This window comes from Acidovorax sp. YS12, assembly GCA_021496925.1.
GTDB lineage: Bacteria > Pseudomonadota > Gammaproteobacteria > Burkholderiales > Burkholderiaceae_C > Paenacidovorax.
In genome coordinates this window covers 821,647-837,276 of sequence record CP053915.1, presented here as the reverse complement: position 1 = coordinate 837,276, position 15,630 = coordinate 821,647, and the positions used below count along the sequence as shown (strand labels likewise).

The window sequence follows — 15,630 nt, the reverse complement described above, 5'->3', positions numbered from 1 at the left end:
GCTGGCGCTTGTTGTGCTTCGGTTTCCCGATCAAATGTACCGTAAATAAAGCCCCAGCAAGCGCTAGCAGCTACCGATTCGATAGCGCTGGCTTCAACGGTACGTCATGCGCACGATGCCGTAGGCGGTACGCAGATAGGCCACTTCGCCACTGGCCGCCCGCAGCGCCTCGCGTGTGGGGGTGTACGCCTGGCCCGCGATCTGCAATGCGCCCGAGGTATTGAGCGGGACGCGCGCGCCCGGCAGGCCCTTGCCGCTTTCCAGATCGGCCAGGACCAGCGCCCCGGGCGCCCAAGCCCACGCCGTCCGCGCGCTTGCCGGGGCATAGGGGGTGCTCGCCGCGTCCCAGGCGCCGAGCGTCTGCCCCGAGGGCAGCGCCGCCAGCCGGTAGGTGCCGTCTGCTTGGCGCGTGGTCGTCAGGGCCTGGCCTGCCGGGCCGCAATACAGGCCATGGGCCTGTGCGCCGGCCAGCGTCTGCACCTTGCCATCGGCCGTCAGCCGGCGCACGCGGCCCAGGTCTTCGAGGTAGACGCCGCCCTGGGCGTCGGCGCAGAGGGCGGTAATCGACGCGAAGACCGCGCCTGGCCCCGTGCCATCGGCCATGGGCGTGCCCGTGGGCTGGGCGAACCCGGCCACCTGGCGCAAGGCACCGCCAGGCGCCAGCGCCCACACGCCATGGCCCAGCCCGGGCCGGGTGCGCCAGGAGAGGGCCGGGCCGCCGCTGAAGACTTCGCTGTCGGCAATCAGCAGCGTGCCGTCCGGCGCCTGCGCCAGCGCGGTGGGGGTGAGAAAGCTGGGCAACTGCACCGGCACGGGCGCGTCCGGCGCGGGCCGCCCGGCGCTGGTGGCCAGCGTCGTGACCCGGCCGGTGGCCAGGTCGAGCTGGCGGATGCGATAGCGCCCATCGCACATGCCGTGCTCATCCAGGTACAGCGTCTGCCCGTTCGCCGCAATGGCCAGGGCATCGCCCCCGCCCAGGAGGATGTCCGAAGCCGGGCCGTCAACGCAGCCGCGCGCCGGGTCAGTGGCCGCGCCTGGCCTGTCGCCCGCCGGGCCGGCCACCCGCTCCAGCAGCACGCGGCTTTCGCTGGCAGGCGTGCCATTGTCACCGCCACCGCCGCCGCAGGCGGCCAGAAGAAGAACGAAAAGAGGGGAGAGTTTGTGTAATGGCATGGGCTGGGCACCTCGTGGCTGGGGGCTACCCCGCAAAGAGCGGGGCAGAGGTCTTGATTGTACGAGCGCTGGCAGCGCTTGGTGCATCAGCGTTTCAGGTGCTTTTCAGGCCCTGTCCCTCGCCAATGAAGCGGTGCCAGCTATTGAAAAGAGAGCAAAAAAGGCCGTGCCCAGGCGGGCCGCCACACCAGCACCGCCAGCGCCGCGCAGTTCAGCAGCAGCGTGGCCCAGTACACCGCGCGGAATTCCGCTTTCGACGATTTGTGGCGCAGCCATTGTTGCGCCCACCACGCCGCAGGCCAGCCGCCCAGCAGGGCGAGCAGGTGCAAGTGCTTTTCGCTGGTGCGCCAGCGGCCTTTTTGTGCGGCGTCCTTGTCCAGCGCGTAGGCGAGGAAAGTGGCCGCGTTGAGCAGGCCCAGGGCGCCCAGCACCCACGGCGGCAGCGCGCGGGTGGCAGCGCCCCAGGCCAGCAGGCCGAGCCACAGCAGCATCAGCGCCAGGGCCAGGCCGCTTCCTGCGGGCGCCTGCATGCTGCGGCGCTGGGGCTTCGCTGGCGGCCGGGGCCGTGGTGCAGCAGGCGCTGTGGCTTTGGCGGGGCGCACCTGCATGGCGCGAGGGCCTTTGCCGCCGACCTGGATTTCCTCGTACACCACGGCCATGCCTACGGCGGGGGCGCCTGCGCCGCGAAAGTCGCGAACATGGAAGAACACGTTGCTGCTGTGCGTGCCCTGGATGAAGCCGAACCCTTTTTCGGCGTTCCAGCTTCGCACGGTGCCTTGTGCCGTCATGCGCCGCCGTTCAGCGTGTACAGCGGAATGTCGCGTGCCTGGGCCAAGGCGTCGAGCGCCGCGCGGCTTTGCCCCTGCACGAAGCGCGCCACGCCTTCGTGCGTGGCGGCGGCGCGCGGGTCGGCATCGGGTGGCAGGCCGGCGGCCTCGCACAGTCGCGCGGCGAAGTGCGGCTCCAGCGCGGCCAGGGCCACCAGGCCGTCGGCGCAGGGGTAGACGCGGTAGCCCGCGTGGGCGCCGCCGGTGTCGCCCCCGGGCGCGGTCAGGCCCCAGTGGCGGGGCAGGGCGAGCCACTGGGCGGCGCCGGCCAGCGGCACCTCGATGCACGCGCCGCGCCCGCTGGCCGCGCGCGCCAGCAGGGCCTGCAGCACGGCCTCGCTGGCCACCAGGGCGCCGCCCATGTCGGCGTAGAGCGAGGGCGGCATGGCGGTGCCGGCCACCAGCCCGGCCTCCGCCTGGTAGGTCAGGTCATGGCCGGCTTCTTCGGCGCGCGCGCCCGCGGCGCCGACGATGCGCACCAGCGACAGGCGCGGGTAGCGCGCCTGCAGCGCCTCCCAGCCCAGGCCGAGCTTGGCCAGGGCCGAGGGGCGGAAGGAGGTGATGAGCACGTCGCTGCGTTCCAGCTCGGCGTGCAGCGCGGCCTGGCCCTCGGGCGTCTTCAGGTGGGCCTGCAGCACGCGCACGCCCTCGTGCATCTGCGCGTAGGCCGGCGCGCAGTACGCGGCCATGGGGTCGGCGCTGGCCTGGCCGGCGGGCGCGGGCGGCTCCAGCTTGGTGCACTCGGCGCCCATGGCGCGGCAGCGCAGCAGGGCGGCGGGGCCGGGGAGGTTCAGGGCCAGGCTGAGGATGCGGGTCTGGGCGAGGGGCTGCAAGGGCTGGAGGGGCATGGTCGCGGGTCAAGAAGGGGACAGGGGGTTATACAAACAAAATGGCGGCTTGTGGCAGCATGCCGACGCCGCCCTGTGCCATTCTTTGCCGCCCTTTTGCCGGAGTTTCGATGAATTCACTGCCCGATGCCGCGCCGCCGCTGGCCCTGCAACCCTCGCCGCGCCTGCCGGTGCTGTTCGTCGGCCATGGCAGCCCGATGAACGCGATCGAGCAGAACGCCTGGCACCACACCTGGCAGGACCTGGGGCGCGAGCTGCTGGCGCGGCCGGTGCGGCCGCAGCTCATCCTGTGCATCTCGGCGCACTGGCTGACGCGCGGCGGCTGGTGGCTCACGGGCATGGCGCGGCCGCGCACGCTGCACGATTTCAGCGGCTTTCCGCGCATCCTGTTCGAGCAGCAGTACCCCGCGCCGGGGGCGCCCGCCGTGGCGCGGGCGCTGGCGGCGCAGCTGCGCTCGCCCGCCACGGGCAAGCCGCTGGGCGTGGACGAGGGCGGGGATGAGAACGAGTGGGGCCTGGACCATGGCGCCTGGAGCGTGCTCAAGCCCATGTTCCCGGCGGCGGACATTCCGGTGGTGCAGCTCAGCATGGACTACGCGCGCCCGCCCGCCGAGCACCTGGCGCTGGGGCGGCAGCTCGCGCCCCTGCGCCAGCGCGGCGTGCTCATCGTGGCCAGCGGCAACGTGGTGCACAACCTGGAGGCGATGCGCATGGGCACCGGCATCAACGCGGCCTACACCTGGGCCAGCGGGTTCGACGCGCGCGTGGCCGACCTGGTCAAGAGCGGGCAGCTGGACGCGCTGGCGGGCTTCGCCCAGTGGGGCACGGTGGCCCAACTGGCCCACCCCACGCACGACCATTTCCTGCCGCTGCTGTACGCCGCCGGCGCGGTGCAGGCGGGCGACGTGCCGCGCTTCTTCAACACCGGGTTCCAGGCCGCGTCGCTGTCGATGCGCTCGGTGCTGTGGGAAGGGGCCGCCCCATGACCCTGCGGCCCGCCCCGGCCGATGCCGATGACCGCCGTTTCGTCACCGCGCTGGCGCGCGGGCTGGAGGTGCTGTCGTGCTTCCGCTCGGGCGAGAAGCTGCTGGGCAACCAGGACATTGCCAGGCGCTGCGGCCTGCCCAAGTCCACTGTCTCGCGGCTGACCTGCACGCTGACGGCGCTGGGCTACCTGCTGCACGTGCCGCAGGAGGGCAAGTACCGCCTGGGCACGGCCACGCTGGCGCTGGGCAGCGCCATGCTGTCGGGGCTGGACGTGCGGCAGATGGCCCGGCCGCTGATGCACAGGCTCGCGGCCCAGACCCAGGCCGAGGTGGCCCTGGCCACGCGCGACCGGCACAACATGGTCTATATCGAGCACTGCCCGAGCCCGCAGACGTTCTTCTCCGACCTGGACATGGGCGCGCGCATTCCGCTGGCCACCACCGCCATGGGCCGCGCCTGGCTGGCGGCCAGCACCGCCGCCGAGCGGCAGCAGGCGCTGGACTACCTGCAGGCCCATGCGCCCGAGCAGTGGCAGGTGGCGCAGGCGCAACTGCCCCAGTGGCCCGTGGCCCGGGACGCGCCCCAGCCCTGGGTGTGCCATTCGTTCGGCGACTGGCATCCGGGCATCAACGCCGTGGCCCTGGCGTTCGCGCCGGGGCGCGGCCTGCCGCTGATGGCGGTGAGCTGCGGCGGCCCGGGCCACGTCGTGTCGGCGGACTTCCTGCGCCAGCGCGCCCAGCCCGAGCTGGAGCGCCTGGTGCGCCGCCTGCAGCAGGCGATTGGCCGTGTAGGGTGAAAATGGCCTCCAGCCCTTGCTGGGCAAGCGCTGGAAGCTCCATTTTTAATAGCTAAATGGCGAAAAAGACGGCCGTGCCGCTCACGCGCCGGTCTTGACGACCTCGATCTTGCCGCCGCGCACGCCCGCGCCGCGCTCCTCGGACAGGGTGCCGCCGCGTTCGTCCACGCCCTTGATGCCGCCGGGGTTCACGCCGGGCGCGAGGGCCTTGTAGGCTTCGTCGAGCCTGGCCTGGATGGCCTTGGCGTCGCTGGCCGTGCCCGCGAGCTGCATGGCCTTCACGGTGGCATGGACGGCGGTGTAGTTCCACTGCGCCTCCGAGCCGGGGATGCGGCCCGGGTAGGCCTTGCCGAAGCGCTCCACGAAGGCCTTGGTTTCGGCCTTGCCGTCCTCGGAGACGGGCATGACGCCGATGGCGCCTTCGAGCGGGCCGTAGCCGCCGACCACGCGCGCCATTTCGTCGAGCTTGGCCTGGTCCATGACCACGAAGCCGCCCTTGAAGCCCAGCTCGCGCGCCTGCTTGACGACCAGCGCCGTGGGCTCGGAGGCGCCGCCGACGAACAGCACGTCGGGCTTCTCGGCCAGCGCCTTGCTCACGCCGCTGTAGAAGTCGGTGGCGCGGTTGTAGCTCATCGGGTTCTCGGCCACCACGGTGCCGCCGAGCTTTTCCCAGCCGGGCTTGAAGAGGGCGGCCCAGGCCTTGGCGTAGTCGTGGTCGGCGCCCACCATGGCCACCTTCTTGCCGAAGCGCTCCATGGTGTATTTGGAGAAGGGCTCGATGTAGCTGGTGAATTCGGGCGGGATGCGCAGCGTCAGCTTGTTGCCCCGGCTGGTGATCTGCGGCACCGAGCTGTAGGCCAGCACGATGAAGTTGTTGCGCTCGTTGGTGGTCTGCAGCGCGAAGATGCCGCCCGAGTGCGGCACCAGGATGGCGGGCGTCTTGTGCTGCTGCGCCAGGCGCTGGGCGTTGATGGCGGTTTCGGACGGGTTGTACTTGTCGTCCAGCGGCACGATCTCGATCTTCACCTTCTTGCCCGCGATCTCGGGGCCGGCGGCGTTGAGCTCGGCCACGGCCAGCTGCATGCCGTCGAGCACGTTCTTGCCGTACTGCGCCGCGCCGCCCGAGAGCGGGCCGGAGTAGCCGATCTTGACCACCTCCTGCGCCATGGCGGGACCGGCCGCCAGCAGGCCGCTGGCCAGGGCCACGGCGGTCAGGCGGCGGCGGGTGAACAGGGGGAATGCGCGCATGTCTGTCTCCTTGGGAAGTGACGGGGGTAAAAACGGGGAAAGAAATGGGGGGAAAAGGTCAGGCGCCGATGTACGCCTTGCGGATCGAGTCGTCGGCCAGCAGCTCGGCGGGCCGGCCCTCGCGCACGATGCGGCCGCTCTCCAGCACGTAGGCCCGGTGCGCGATGCGCAGCGCCGCGTAGGCGTTCTGCTCGGCCAGCAGCACGGTGGTGCCGCCCTGGTTGATGCGCTGGATGGTCTCGAACATCTGCTTGATGACCAGCGGCGCTAGGCCGAGCGAGGGTTCGTCGAGCAGCAGCACCTGGGGGCGGCCCATCATGGCGCGGCCGATGGCTACCATCTGCTGCTGCCCGCCCGAGAGCGAGCCGGCCGGGTCGTGCTGCTTCTGGCGCAGGATGGGGAACAGGTCGAGCACCTCTTCGAGCGTTTTCGCGCTCGGGCCGGGGTCGCGGCGGTGCACGTAGGCGCCCAGCTCCAGGTTCTTGCGCACGCTCATCTGCGGGAACAGCTTGCGCCCCTCGGGGCACTGCACCAGCCCGGCCTGGACGATGGCCGAGGGCTTGCGGCCCGTCAGCGCCTGGCTGTTCCAGGTGATGGCGCCGCCCGCGGCCTTGTGGATGCCGCTGGCCGTGAGGAACAGAGAACTCTTGCCCGCGCCGTTGGCGCCCAGCAGCACCACCAGTTCGCCCGGGGCGGCGTGCAGGCTCACCTGGTCGAGCGCCAGGAAGCTGCCGTAGCGCAGCGAGACATTCTCAAACTTCAGCATGCTCGCTCCCCAGGTAGGCGTCGATCACGGCGGGGTCACGGCGGATCTGCTCGGGCGTGCCCTCGGCGATCTTCTCGCCATAGCTCAGCACCAGGATCTTGTCGGCCAGGCGCATGATCATGTTCATCTTGTGCTCGATCAGCGCCACCGTGATGCCGTGGCGCACGATCTTGCGGATCAGCGCGGCCAGGCCCTCGGTCTCTTCGGGGTTGACGCCGCCGGCGGGTTCGTCGAGCAGCATCAGCCGGGGGTCGGTGGCCAGCGCCAGCGCGAAGGCCACGCGCTTGCGCTCCTCCTGCGTCACGTCGCCCGCCAGGCGGTGGGCGATGTGCGACAGGCCGACGAAGTCGAGCGCCTCGCGCGCCTTCTCGCGGCACACGCGCTCCTCCTCGCGCAGCAGGCTGGAGCCGCGCAGCACGTCCCACAGGCCCGCGCGCGTGCGCAGGCGGTGGCCGACGATGAGGTTGTCGAGCACCGTGGCGTGGTCGAACAGCGTGGTGCTCTGGAAGGTGCGCGCGATGCCCAGGCGCGCCACCTGGTCGGGGCGCAGCGCGGTCACGTCGCGCCCGCCGAAGGTGATGGTGCCGCTGGTGGGCCGGTGCGTGGCGGCGATGAGGTTGAAGAACGTCGTCTTGCCCGCGCCGTTGGGGCCGATGATGGCGTTGATCTTGCCTTCCTCGATGGTGGTGCTGACGTTGTTCACGGCGGCCAGCCCGCCGAACTTCTTCGTCAGCCGGTCAATCTTGAGCATGGGGCTTGCCCTCCTTGGCGTCGCGGCGTGCCTGCCACGCGAGAAAACTGCCCACCACGCCGTGGGGCAGGAAGATCACCAGCGCCACCAGGATGGGGCCGAAGACGATGAAGCGGTACTCCTGCAGGAACTGCAGCGACTGCGTGAGCCACGGCATGGCCAGCGCGCCCAGCAGCGGCCCCAGCACCGTGCCCAGGCCGCCGACGAGCATGAAGATCATCATGTCGAAGGTGTGTTCCACGCCTGCCACGCCGGGGCCGATGAAGCGAACGAAGCCCGCGTACAGCCCGCCCGCCAGGCCCGCGTAGCAGACGCTGAGCTGGAACGCCAGCACCTTGTTGCGCATCAGGTTGATGCCCAGCGCCTCGGCCAGTTCGTCGCCGTTGCGGATGGCGATGAAAGTGCGCCCCAGCAGCGACTTGACGATGCGCCGCATCACCCACACGGCCAGCACCAGGAAGGCCAGCGTCAGGTAGTACAGCGCCAGCGGCGACTCGAACGCCAGCGTGCCGATAGGCTCGGGCGCGGGGATGCCCATGATGCCCACCGTGCCGTGCGTGAGGCTCTCCCACTTCTCGATCACCAGGAACATGATGTAGCCCACGCACAGCGTGAAGATCGAGAAGTAGTGCCCCTTGAGCCGCAGCGAGACGATGCCGATGAACCAGCCCAGCGCCACGCACGCTGCGCCCGACAGCGCCAGCGCGCCCCAGAAGGTCCAGCCGTGGTCCACGGTGAGGATGCCCACCGTGTACGCGCCCACGGCCATGAAGCCCGCGTGCGCCAGGTTGAGCTGGCCGGTGTAGCCGGTGATGAGGTTCAGCCCCAGCGTGGCGATGGCGAAGATGTAGGCCGTGCTCATCACCGTGAGGTGGTAGTCGTTGCCCGTGGCCCAGGGAAAGGCCAGGCCCGCGGCCAGCAGCAGGCCCCAGGCGGCGTGGCTGTCGATGAATCTGCGCATGGCTTCAGTGCCCCCTCTTGGCGAACAGGCCCTGCGGGCGCATCGACAGGATCACCACCAGCAGCACGAAGGCGATGATGTCCTTGTAGTCGGTGGAGACGTAGTAGGCGCCGAAGCTCTCGGCGAAGCCGATGATGAGGCCGCCCGCGATGGCGCCGGGCACGCTGCCCATGCCGCCCAGGATGATGATGACGAACGCCTTGGTGATGACCAGGTGCCCCATGGCCGGGTAGACCAGGTTGATCGGCGCGTACAGCGTGGCCGCCACCGCCGCCAGCGCGCCCGAGATGGCGAAGGTGAGCATGGCCACGCGGTGGGCGTCGATGCCCACGAGCGAGGCGCCCTCACGGTTCTGCGCCATGGCGATGATGGTGGCGCCCATGGTGGTGCGCGTGAGGAACAGGTGCAGCGCCACCATCAGCGCGAAGGCCGCCGCGATGATGAGCAGGCGCTGCGCTGGCGCGGTGATGCCGCCCAGGTCCACGATGGCGGTGTAGGGCGTCTGCATGCGCTGGAAGTCCGCGCCCCACAGCGCCTGCGCCGCCGCCTCCAGGAACAGCAGCACGCCGATGGCGGCGATCATCGGGTGGATGCCCGAGGCCTTGCGCAGCGGGTGGAACACCAGCCGCTCGCTGGCCACGGCCAGCGCCGCCACCGCCAGCGCCGAGGCGGCCATGGCCACCCAGTAGTTCCAGCCCCAGGCGTTCATGGCGTGGAACGAGACGAACGCGCCCACCATGTAGAAGGCGCCGTGCGCGAAGTTGGGCACGTGCAGGATGCCGTACACCAGCGTCAGCCCCAGGGCCACGAGGCCGTAGATGCCGCCCAGGGTCAGGCCGTTGAGGATTTGTTGCAGGAGCGTGTCCATCACGCCTCCTTGCCGCCGTGGTTCATGCATGCCTCCTTGACTGCTGCGGGCACGCCGGAAAACGTGCCGCTGGAGCCAACTTTGGGCGATGGACGAACGCCGGACAACCCGGAAATTCTGCACAGCGGAACGGCGCGGGTAAACCCCCGCCAATCAGGGGGCCGCGGAGTAACCTACATGACAGGCCATGGGCACGGGCGGCCGGGGAGGGGGCGGGCGCGGTGCGCGGGCAGCTCTGCTTTTGATAGCTTCCAGCGCTTGATGGGTAAGGGCTGGAGGCCTAAAACATGCTTATTCCCGCACGCTGGCCGGTTCCCGGATTTCCAGCCAGTTCCACCGCGCCTGGTAGCTTTGCGCCTTGGCGCGGAACAGCGCCAGGTGCGGGCACAGGGGGTTGGGCCGCAGCAGGCCCGCGTACAGCTCCTCCAGCCCGTTGGGCGCATACAGCGTGGGCGCGTGGCGGTTCGCGCCGGGTTGCAGGCCGATGCAGGTGCAGGGGATGAGGAAGCGCTCGATGCCCTCGCGCGACGACCGCAGCGCGCGGTAGGGGTGGCCGAACCAGTCCTCGTACCAGAGGTGCACGCGTGCCTGGTTCTTGGCCTCGACGGCGATGGGCAGGTCGGCGAAGAGCGCGCTCGCCCCGGCCTGCACGGCCTGTTCGGCGTGTGCGGACAGGTCCGCCGCGTCGAAGTAGAACAGGTCGTAGTCCTTGATGTGCACCGTGGGCGCGCAGCCCGAGCGCAGGTTCCACACGGTCTGGAACAGGCAGCCCGCCACCAGCCAGGCGTCGGGCAGGCCCAGAAGCGGCAAACGCTCCAGAATGGCCGCGTTGTGCGGGTTCTGGAGCGCTTGGCTCACGAAGCGGCGGCGCAGCGCCGCCGCGGCACCGTCAGATGACCTTGGCAATGGCCTGGCAGACGTAGTCGATGTTCTTGCTGTTGAGCGCCGCCACGCAGATGCGGCCGGTGTCGGTGCCGTACACGCCGAACTCGCTGCGCAGGCGCACCATCTGCTCCTTGGTCAGGCCCGAGTAGCTGAACATGCCGATCTGCTGCGTCATGAACGACATGTCCTGCTGCACGCCGGCGGCCTTCAGGCCGTCGACCAGCTTCTGGCGCATGGCCTTGATGCGCGCGCGCATCTCGCCCAGTTCCTTTTCCCACAGGGCGCGCAGCTCGGGGCTGCCGAGCACCGCGGCCACCACGGCGCCGCCGTGCGTGGGCGGGTTGCTGTAGTTGGTGCGGATGACGATCTTGAGCTGGCTCAGCACGCGGCTGGCTTCCTCCTTGTCGGCGCACAGCACCGACAGGCCGCCCACGCGCTCGCCGTACAGGCTGAAGCTCTTGGAGAACGAGGTGGAGACGAAGAAGCTCAGGCCGGCGGCGACGAACTTCTGGATCACGGCGCCGTCCTCGGCGATGCCGTGGCCGAAGCCCTGATAGGCCATGTCGAGGAAGGCCGTGAGGCCCTTGGCCTTGACGGCGGCCACCACCTGGTCCCACTGCGCGGGCGTGATGTCGTAGCCCGTGGGGTTGTGGCAGCAGGCGTGCAGCACGACGATGGTGCCGGGCGCGGCGGCGTTCAGGCTGGCCAGCATGCCGCCGAAGTTCACGCCGCGCTTGGCGGCGTCGTAGTAGGCGTAGGTGTCCACCGTGAAGCCGGCGTTGGTGAACAGGGCGCGGTGGTTTTCCCAGCTCGGGTCGGAGATCAGCACCTTGGCATCGGGGCTGACTTTCTTGAGGAAGTCGGCGCCGATCTTCAGGCCGCCGGTGCCGCCGATGGCCTGCACGGTGGCCACGCGGCCGGAGGTGACGGGCTCGGAATCGGCGCCGAACACCAGGCCCTTGACGGCGTTGTCATAGGCGACGATGCCGTCGATGGGCAGGTAGCCGCGCGCGGCGGGCTTTTCCATCATGGCCTTCTCGGCGGCCTGCACGCAGGCAAGCAGGGGGAGCTTGCCGTTGTCGTCGAAATACACGCCCACGCCCAGGTTGACCTTGTTGGGGTTGGAGTCAGCGTTGAATTGCTCGTTGAGCCCCAGGATGGGGTCGCGGGGGGCCATTTCGACGGCAGAGAAAAGGGACATGATGCGTGTGCAAGCGGTTAGAGACGAAGCCTGGGATTCTAGCGCCGCCCCTGTTTCACGCGGGCCTGACCCTGGCGGCGGTTTTGTTGACGAAGGCCGCCAGCCGCTCCTGCACGTCGTGCCCCTGCTGCACCATGGCCATGACCAGGCCTTCGGTGAACAGGCCGTCGGTGGCCGACATGTCGGCGATGCGGCTGATGGCGCTGACGATGGCGTAGTTCGACAGCGGCGCGTTGCCCGCGATCTTCTGCGCCAGGGCCAGCGCGAATTCGGAGGCCGGGGTGTCGCCCCGGGCGGTATCGCACAGGTAGTGCGCCAGGCCGAGCTGGCGCCCCTCGTGGGCGTCGATGACCCGGCCGGTCAGCATCATCTCGACCATGCGGGGCGCGGAGAGGATGCGCGCCGTGCGCACCGTGGCGCCGCCGCCGGTGAAGATGCCCCGCGTGCCCTCGGGCAGCGCGAAGTAGGCGCCGCTGTCGGCCACGCGGACGTGGGCCGCGCTGGCCAGCTCCAGCCCGCCGCCCACCACGGCGCCCTGCAGGCAGGCCACCACGGGAATGCCGCCGTGCTGGATCTTGTCGAACGCGCGGTGCCAGCCCTGGCACACGCGCATGAATTCCACGCCGCTGCGCGCCTTGTCGTGGTGCTCCTTCAGGTCGAGGCCGGCGCAGAAGTGCGCGCCCTCGGCCTGCAGCAGCACCGCGCGGATGTGCGCGGGAATGCGGGAGAAGTAGGCGTCGATCTCCGCGATGGCCTGTTCGTCCAGCGCGTTGCGCTTTTCCGGGCGTGCCAGGGTGACGATGCCGACGGGGCCGGCTTCCGTGGTCTTGAGGCTGGAGTAGGGCATGGGCGCTCCTTGCAGGAAAGTCAAAGGGAATGCTCCGATGCTAGGGAGCGGCCCGCCCTTGCGCCATGGCCTGGGGTGACGTGGAATTGGCAAAAAATGCCATTTTTCCCTCAAGGCGTTTCGTCATGGATACCATTGAGACCCAATATTCATGGGAAACTTCTTGCAAATATGGACGAGGAATTTGCAAAAACCGCCAAACCGCTGGAAGGTGAGTACCTCGCAACCGTCTCGCGTGCCTTCGTCGATGACTGGCTGCAAAGCATCCGCGCCTGCTGCAGCGCGCCGCAGTACGCCACCTTCCTGGCGCGTGCCGGGTTCATGGCGCACGCGCAGGGCGCGGGCGGGCGCGTCACGCACGACCAGATCGTGCGGCTGTACCAGGAGGTGGCCGTCGGCACGGGCGACGAAATGATGGGGCTGTGGAGCCGCCCGATCCGCTCGGGCGCGCTCAAGGCGCTGTGCGCGGCGGTGGTGGACGCGCCGTCGATGCGCACCGCGCTGTGGCGCTTCACGCGCTTCTGGAACCTGCTGCTCGACGACTTCTGCCTGGCGATGGCGCAGGAGGCTGATGGGACGATCCGCATCCAGCTCGAGGCGCGCGGCGCGGCCGTGCCGCTGCACCGCTTTGGCCACATGCTGCTGCTCAAGCTCACGCACGGCATCGCCTCCTGGCTGGCCGGGCGCGAGGTGCCGCTGGCCTGCGTGGATTTCGCGTTCGCGCGGCCGGCCTTTGCCGAGGACTACCCGATCCTGTTTCCCGCCGCCATCCGGTTCGACGCGCCGCATTCCGCGATCTGCTTCGCGCCTGCGGTGGACGGGCTGCCGGTCGGCCGCCGGGCGGCCGAGATGCGCGAATTCCTCGTGCGCGCGCCGCGCGACTGGATCTTCACGGCGGGCAAGGAGCACGCGCTGCCGCTGAAGGTGCGCGAGCTGCTGCACACCGGCGGGGGCATGGATTGCACGCTCGACCAGGCGGCCCAGGCGCTGCACCGCTCGCCGCGCACGCTGATCCGGCAACTGGCGGCGGAGGGCTCCTCGTTCCAGCGGATCAAGGATGGCTTGCGGCGCGACATGGCCATCCGCGACCTGCGCCACACGGACAAGAGCATCGAGGCCATCGCCGAGGCGGTGGGGTTCAGCTCCGTCGCGGTATTCCACCGCGCTTTCCGGCAATGGACGGGGATGACGCCGGCCACCTACCGCCGCTCGTAAACTCAGCCGTTTGCCCATTGCACGGAGTCGCCCATGAACACGCCCCCTGTCACGCAGCCCACGGACGGCACGCCTGCGGCGGGGCAGTTCGTGCATTTCCCGGATTCGCCGTTCGCGCTGTTCCAGCCGTATCCGCCCGGCGGCGACCAGCCCGAGGCGATCGCCAAGCTGGTCGAAGGCGTGAACGACGGCGAGGCCTTCCAGACCCTGCTCGGTGTGACGGGCTCGGGCAAGACCTTCACCATGGCCAACGTGATCGCCCGGCTGGGGCGGCCGGCCATCATCTTCGCGCCCAACAAGACGCTGGCCGCGCAGCTGTACAGCGAATTCCGCGAGTTCTTCCCGAAGAACGCGGTGGAGTACTTCGTCAGCTACTACGACTACTACCAGCCCGAGGCCTACGTGCCGCAGCGTGACCTGTTCATCGAGAAGGACAGCGCGATCAACGAGCACATCGAGCAGATGCGCCTGTCGTGCACCAAGAGCCTGCTGGAGCGGCGCGACGTGGTGATCGTGGCCACGGTGTCGGCCATCTACGGCATTGGCGAGCCCGAGAGCTACCACCGCATGGTGATGACGCTGCGCGCCGGCGACCGCCTGAACCAGCGCGACGCCATCGCCCAGCTGATCCGCATGCAGTACCAGCGCAACGACCAGGATTTCAGCCGGGGCAAGTTCCGCGTGCGCGGCGACACCATCGACGTGTTCCCGGCCGAGCATTCCGAACTGGCGGTGCGCATCGAGCTGTTCGACGACGAAGTGGACAGCCTGCAGCTGTTCGACCCGCTCACGGGGCGCATCCAGCAGAAGATCCCGCGCTTCACCGTCTACCCCAGCAGCCACTACGTGACGCCGCGCGACGTGGTGCTGGCGGCCGTCGAGACGATCAAGCAGGAGCTGGCCGAGCGGCTGAAATTCTTCGTCGCCGAGGGCAAGCTGGTCGAGGCCCAGCGCCTGGAGCAACGCACGCGCTTCGACCTGGAGATGCTCAGCGAGGTGGGGCACTGCAAGGGCATCGAGAACTACACGCGCCACCTCTCGGGCGCCGCGCCGGGCGAGCCGCCGAGCACGCTGACCGACTACCTGCCCAGGGACGCACTGATGTTCCTGGACGAGAGCCACCAGATGATCGGCCAGCTCAACGCCATGTACAACGGCGACCGCGCGCGCAAGACCACGCTGGTGGAATATGGCTTTCGCCTGCCGTCGGCGCTGGACAACCGGCCGCTGAAGTTCGAGGAGTTCGAGCAGCGCATGCGCCAGGTGGTGTTCGTCTCGGCCACGCCGGCGGACTACGAGAAGCGGCATTCCGGCCAGGTGGTGGACCAAGTGGTGCGGCCCACCGGCCTGGTGGACCCCGAGGTGGAGGTGCGCCCGGCCACGCACCAGGTGGACGACGTGCTGCAGGAAATCCGCATCCGCGTGGAGCGCAACGAGCGCGTGCTCATCACCACGCTGACCAAGCGCATGGCCGAGCAGCTCACCGACTACCTGACCGACAACGGCGTGAAGGTGCGCTACCTGCATTCCGACGTGGAGACGGTGGAGCGCGTGGAGATCATCCGCGACCTGCGCCTGGGCGCGTTCGACGTGCTGGTGGGCATCAACCTGCTGCGCGAGGGGCTGGACATTCCCGAGGTGTCGCTCGTGGCCATCCTCGACGCCGACAAGGAAGGCTTTCTGCGCGCCGAGCGCAGCCTGATCCAGACCATCGGCCGCGCGGCGCGCAACCTGCACGGCAAGGCCATCCTGTACGCCGACCGCATCACCGAGTCGATGAAGAAGGCCATGGGCGAGACCGAACGCCGCCGCGCCAGGCAGATCGCGCACAACGCGGCGCACGGAATACAGCCGCGCGCAATTGTCAAGCAGGTGAAAGACCTGATTGATGGCGTTTACAGCGAAAAGGCGGGCAAGGAAGCCGAGCGCCTGGCACAGGATGCGCTGCAGCGTGCCAAGGTGGCCGACATGCCGGAAAAGGACATCGCCAAGGAGATCCGGCGGCTGGAAAAGCAGATGCTGGAACACGCGCGCAACCTGGAGTTCGAGCAGGCGGCGCGGGTGCGCGACCAGTTGGCGCTGCTCAAGGACCGCGCGTTCGGCGCGCACGGCGGGGATGTGCTGGCGTAGGCTGCGCAGGGGTGCCGGGCCTGTGTCGTGCTTGCCCGACAAAATCAATAGGGCTTTGTGTTATACTCCTACAAAACAGTCAACAAATCAGCTTATTGCGAGGGAGTCGCTCTGATCCGGGGCGGTG

The 15,630-nt window shown here is 69.4% G+C and carries 15 protein-coding genes; 4 read left to right on the top strand and 11 right to left on the bottom strand.

The annotated features are described in order from the left end of the window. Nucleotides 1-93: 93 nt before the first annotated feature. The 3 genes from YS110_03955 to YS110_03945 all read right to left on the bottom strand — a co-directional run bounded on the left by YS110_03955 (nucleotide 94) and on the right by YS110_03945 (nucleotide 2,848). On the bottom strand, nucleotides 94-1,173 hold the full coding sequence (locus YS110_03955) for a hypothetical protein (GenBank protein ID UJB63982.1): 1,080 nt from the start codon (nucleotides 1,171-1,173) through the stop codon (nucleotides 94-96). 140 nt (nucleotides 1,174-1,313) lie between these two features. Continuing rightward, nucleotides 1,314-1,961: a DUF1294 domain-containing protein gene (locus YS110_03950; GenBank protein UJB63981.1), complete on the bottom strand. Its 648-nt coding sequence runs from the start codon at nucleotides 1,959-1,961 to the stop codon at nucleotides 1,314-1,316. Further along, the gene (locus YS110_03945; GenBank protein UJB63980.1) at nucleotides 1,958-2,848 is read right to left on the bottom strand and encodes a CoA transferase; all 891 of its coding nucleotides are present in this window, start codon (nucleotides 2,846-2,848) and stop codon (nucleotides 1,958-1,960) included. The genes YS110_03950 and YS110_03945 overlap by 4 nt, the downstream gene beginning before the upstream one ends. A gap of 110 nt (nucleotides 2,849-2,958) precedes the next feature. Between YS110_03945 and ygiD the strand changes: the two genes are divergently transcribed. Both ygiD and YS110_03935 read left to right on the top strand, forming a co-directional pair. Continuing rightward, nucleotides 2,959-3,834 (top strand): 4,5-DOPA dioxygenase extradiol, encoded by an 876-nt coding sequence (ygiD, locus tag YS110_03940; GenBank protein UJB63979.1) that lies wholly within the window; start codon nucleotides 2,959-2,961, stop codon nucleotides 3,832-3,834. Beyond that, nucleotides 3,831-4,631 (top strand): IclR family transcriptional regulator, encoded by an 801-nt coding sequence (locus YS110_03935; GenBank protein ID UJB63978.1) that lies wholly within the window; start codon nucleotides 3,831-3,833, stop codon nucleotides 4,629-4,631. Before ygiD ends, YS110_03935 begins: the two co-directional genes overlap by 4 nt. A gap of 81 nt (nucleotides 4,632-4,712) precedes the next feature. Here the strand turns inward: YS110_03935 and YS110_03930 are convergent, their stop codons facing one another. From YS110_03930 to YS110_03895, 8 genes are all read right to left on the bottom strand, one after another. Further along, on the bottom strand, nucleotides 4,713-5,879 hold the full coding sequence (locus tag YS110_03930; protein ID UJB63977.1) for an ABC transporter substrate-binding protein: 1,167 nt from the start codon (nucleotides 5,877-5,879) through the stop codon (nucleotides 4,713-4,715). A gap of 58 nt (nucleotides 5,880-5,937) precedes the next feature. Next, a complete protein-coding gene (locus YS110_03925; GenBank protein ID UJB63976.1) occupies nucleotides 5,938-6,645 on the bottom strand; it encodes an ABC transporter ATP-binding protein in 708 nt (235 codons plus the stop codon). Beyond that, nucleotides 6,632-7,396 carry an ABC transporter ATP-binding protein gene (locus YS110_03920; protein UJB63975.1) on the bottom strand — a complete coding sequence of 255 codons (765 nt, stop codon included), beginning with the start codon at nucleotides 7,394-7,396 and terminating at the stop codon, nucleotides 6,632-6,634. Before YS110_03920 ends, YS110_03925 begins: the two co-directional genes overlap by 14 nt. After that, nucleotides 7,383-8,357 carry a branched-chain amino acid ABC transporter permease gene (locus YS110_03915; GenBank protein ID UJB63974.1) on the bottom strand — a complete coding sequence of 325 codons (975 nt, stop codon included), beginning with the start codon at nucleotides 8,355-8,357 and terminating at the stop codon, nucleotides 7,383-7,385. The genes YS110_03920 and YS110_03915 overlap by 14 nt, the downstream gene beginning before the upstream one ends. Nucleotides 8,358-8,361: 4 nt before the next feature. After that, nucleotides 8,362-9,225 (bottom strand): branched-chain amino acid ABC transporter permease, encoded by an 864-nt coding sequence (locus YS110_03910; protein UJB63973.1) that lies wholly within the window; start codon nucleotides 9,223-9,225, stop codon nucleotides 8,362-8,364. A 291-nt stretch (nucleotides 9,226-9,516) separates the two neighbouring features. Next, complete coding sequence (locus YS110_03905) at nucleotides 9,517-10,131, bottom strand: nucleotidyltransferase family protein (protein ID UJB63972.1); 615 nt, start codon at nucleotides 10,129-10,131, stop codon at nucleotides 9,517-9,519. Next, entirely contained in the window at nucleotides 10,115-11,311 is a 1,197-nt protein-coding gene (locus tag YS110_03900) for an aspartate/tyrosine/aromatic aminotransferase (protein UJB63971.1), read from the bottom strand. Before YS110_03900 ends, YS110_03905 begins: the two co-directional genes overlap by 17 nt. Nucleotides 11,312-11,366: 55 nt before the next feature. Next, complete coding sequence (locus tag YS110_03895) at nucleotides 11,367-12,158, bottom strand: crotonase/enoyl-CoA hydratase family protein (protein ID UJB63970.1); 792 nt, start codon at nucleotides 12,156-12,158, stop codon at nucleotides 11,367-11,369. Between the two features lie 171 nt (nucleotides 12,159-12,329). Here YS110_03895 and YS110_03890 point away from each other — a divergent pair, with 171 nt between their 5' ends. Both YS110_03890 and uvrB read left to right on the top strand, forming a co-directional pair. Further along, nucleotides 12,330-13,373: an AraC family transcriptional regulator ligand-binding domain-containing protein gene (locus YS110_03890; GenBank protein ID UJB63969.1), complete on the top strand. Its 1,044-nt coding sequence runs from the start codon at nucleotides 12,330-12,332 to the stop codon at nucleotides 13,371-13,373. A gap of 33 nt (nucleotides 13,374-13,406) precedes the next feature. Next, nucleotides 13,407-15,503, top strand: coding sequence for an excinuclease ABC subunit UvrB (uvrB, locus tag YS110_03885; GenBank protein ID UJB63968.1), 2,097 nt, complete (start codon nucleotides 13,407-13,409; stop codon nucleotides 15,501-15,503). The last annotated feature ends 127 nt before the right edge of the window (nucleotides 15,504-15,630 follow it).

Coding starts and splice junctions, on each gene's coding strand:
- YS110_03955 (UJB63982.1), bottom strand. CDS start 1,173: ATGCCATTACACAAACTCTCCCCTCTTTTCGTTCTTCTTCTGGCCGCC.
- YS110_03950 (UJB63981.1), bottom strand. CDS start 1,961: ATGACGGCACAAGGCACCGTGCGAAGCTGGAACGCCGAAAAAGGGTTC.
- YS110_03945 (UJB63980.1), bottom strand. CDS start 2,848: ATGCCCCTCCAGCCCTTGCAGCCCCTCGCCCAGACCCGCATCCTCAGC.
- ygiD (UJB63979.1), top strand. CDS start 2,959: ATGAATTCACTGCCCGATGCCGCGCCGCCGCTGGCCCTGCAACCCTCG.
- YS110_03935 (UJB63978.1), top strand. CDS start 3,831: ATGACCCTGCGGCCCGCCCCGGCCGATGCCGATGACCGCCGTTTCGTC.
- YS110_03930 (UJB63977.1), bottom strand. CDS start 5,879: ATGCGCGCATTCCCCCTGTTCACCCGCCGCCGCCTGACCGCCGTGGCC.
- YS110_03925 (UJB63976.1), bottom strand. CDS start 6,645: ATGCTGAAGTTTGAGAATGTCTCGCTGCGCTACGGCAGCTTCCTGGCG.
- YS110_03920 (UJB63975.1), bottom strand. CDS start 7,396: ATGCTCAAGATTGACCGGCTGACGAAGAAGTTCGGCGGGCTGGCCGCC.
- YS110_03915 (UJB63974.1), bottom strand. CDS start 8,357: ATGCGCAGATTCATCGACAGCCACGCCGCCTGGGGCCTGCTGCTGGCC.
- YS110_03910 (UJB63973.1), bottom strand. CDS start 9,225: ATGGACACGCTCCTGCAACAAATCCTCAACGGCCTGACCCTGGGCGGC.
- YS110_03900 (UJB63971.1), bottom strand. CDS start 11,311: ATGTCCCTTTTCTCTGCCGTCGAAATGGCCCCCCGCGACCCCATCCTG.
- YS110_03895 (UJB63970.1), bottom strand. CDS start 12,158: ATGCCCTACTCCAGCCTCAAGACCACGGAAGCCGGCCCCGTCGGCATC.
- YS110_03890 (UJB63969.1), top strand. CDS start 12,330: ATGGACGAGGAATTTGCAAAAACCGCCAAACCGCTGGAAGGTGAGTAC.
- uvrB (UJB63968.1), top strand. CDS start 13,407: ATGAACACGCCCCCTGTCACGCAGCCCACGGACGGCACGCCTGCGGCG.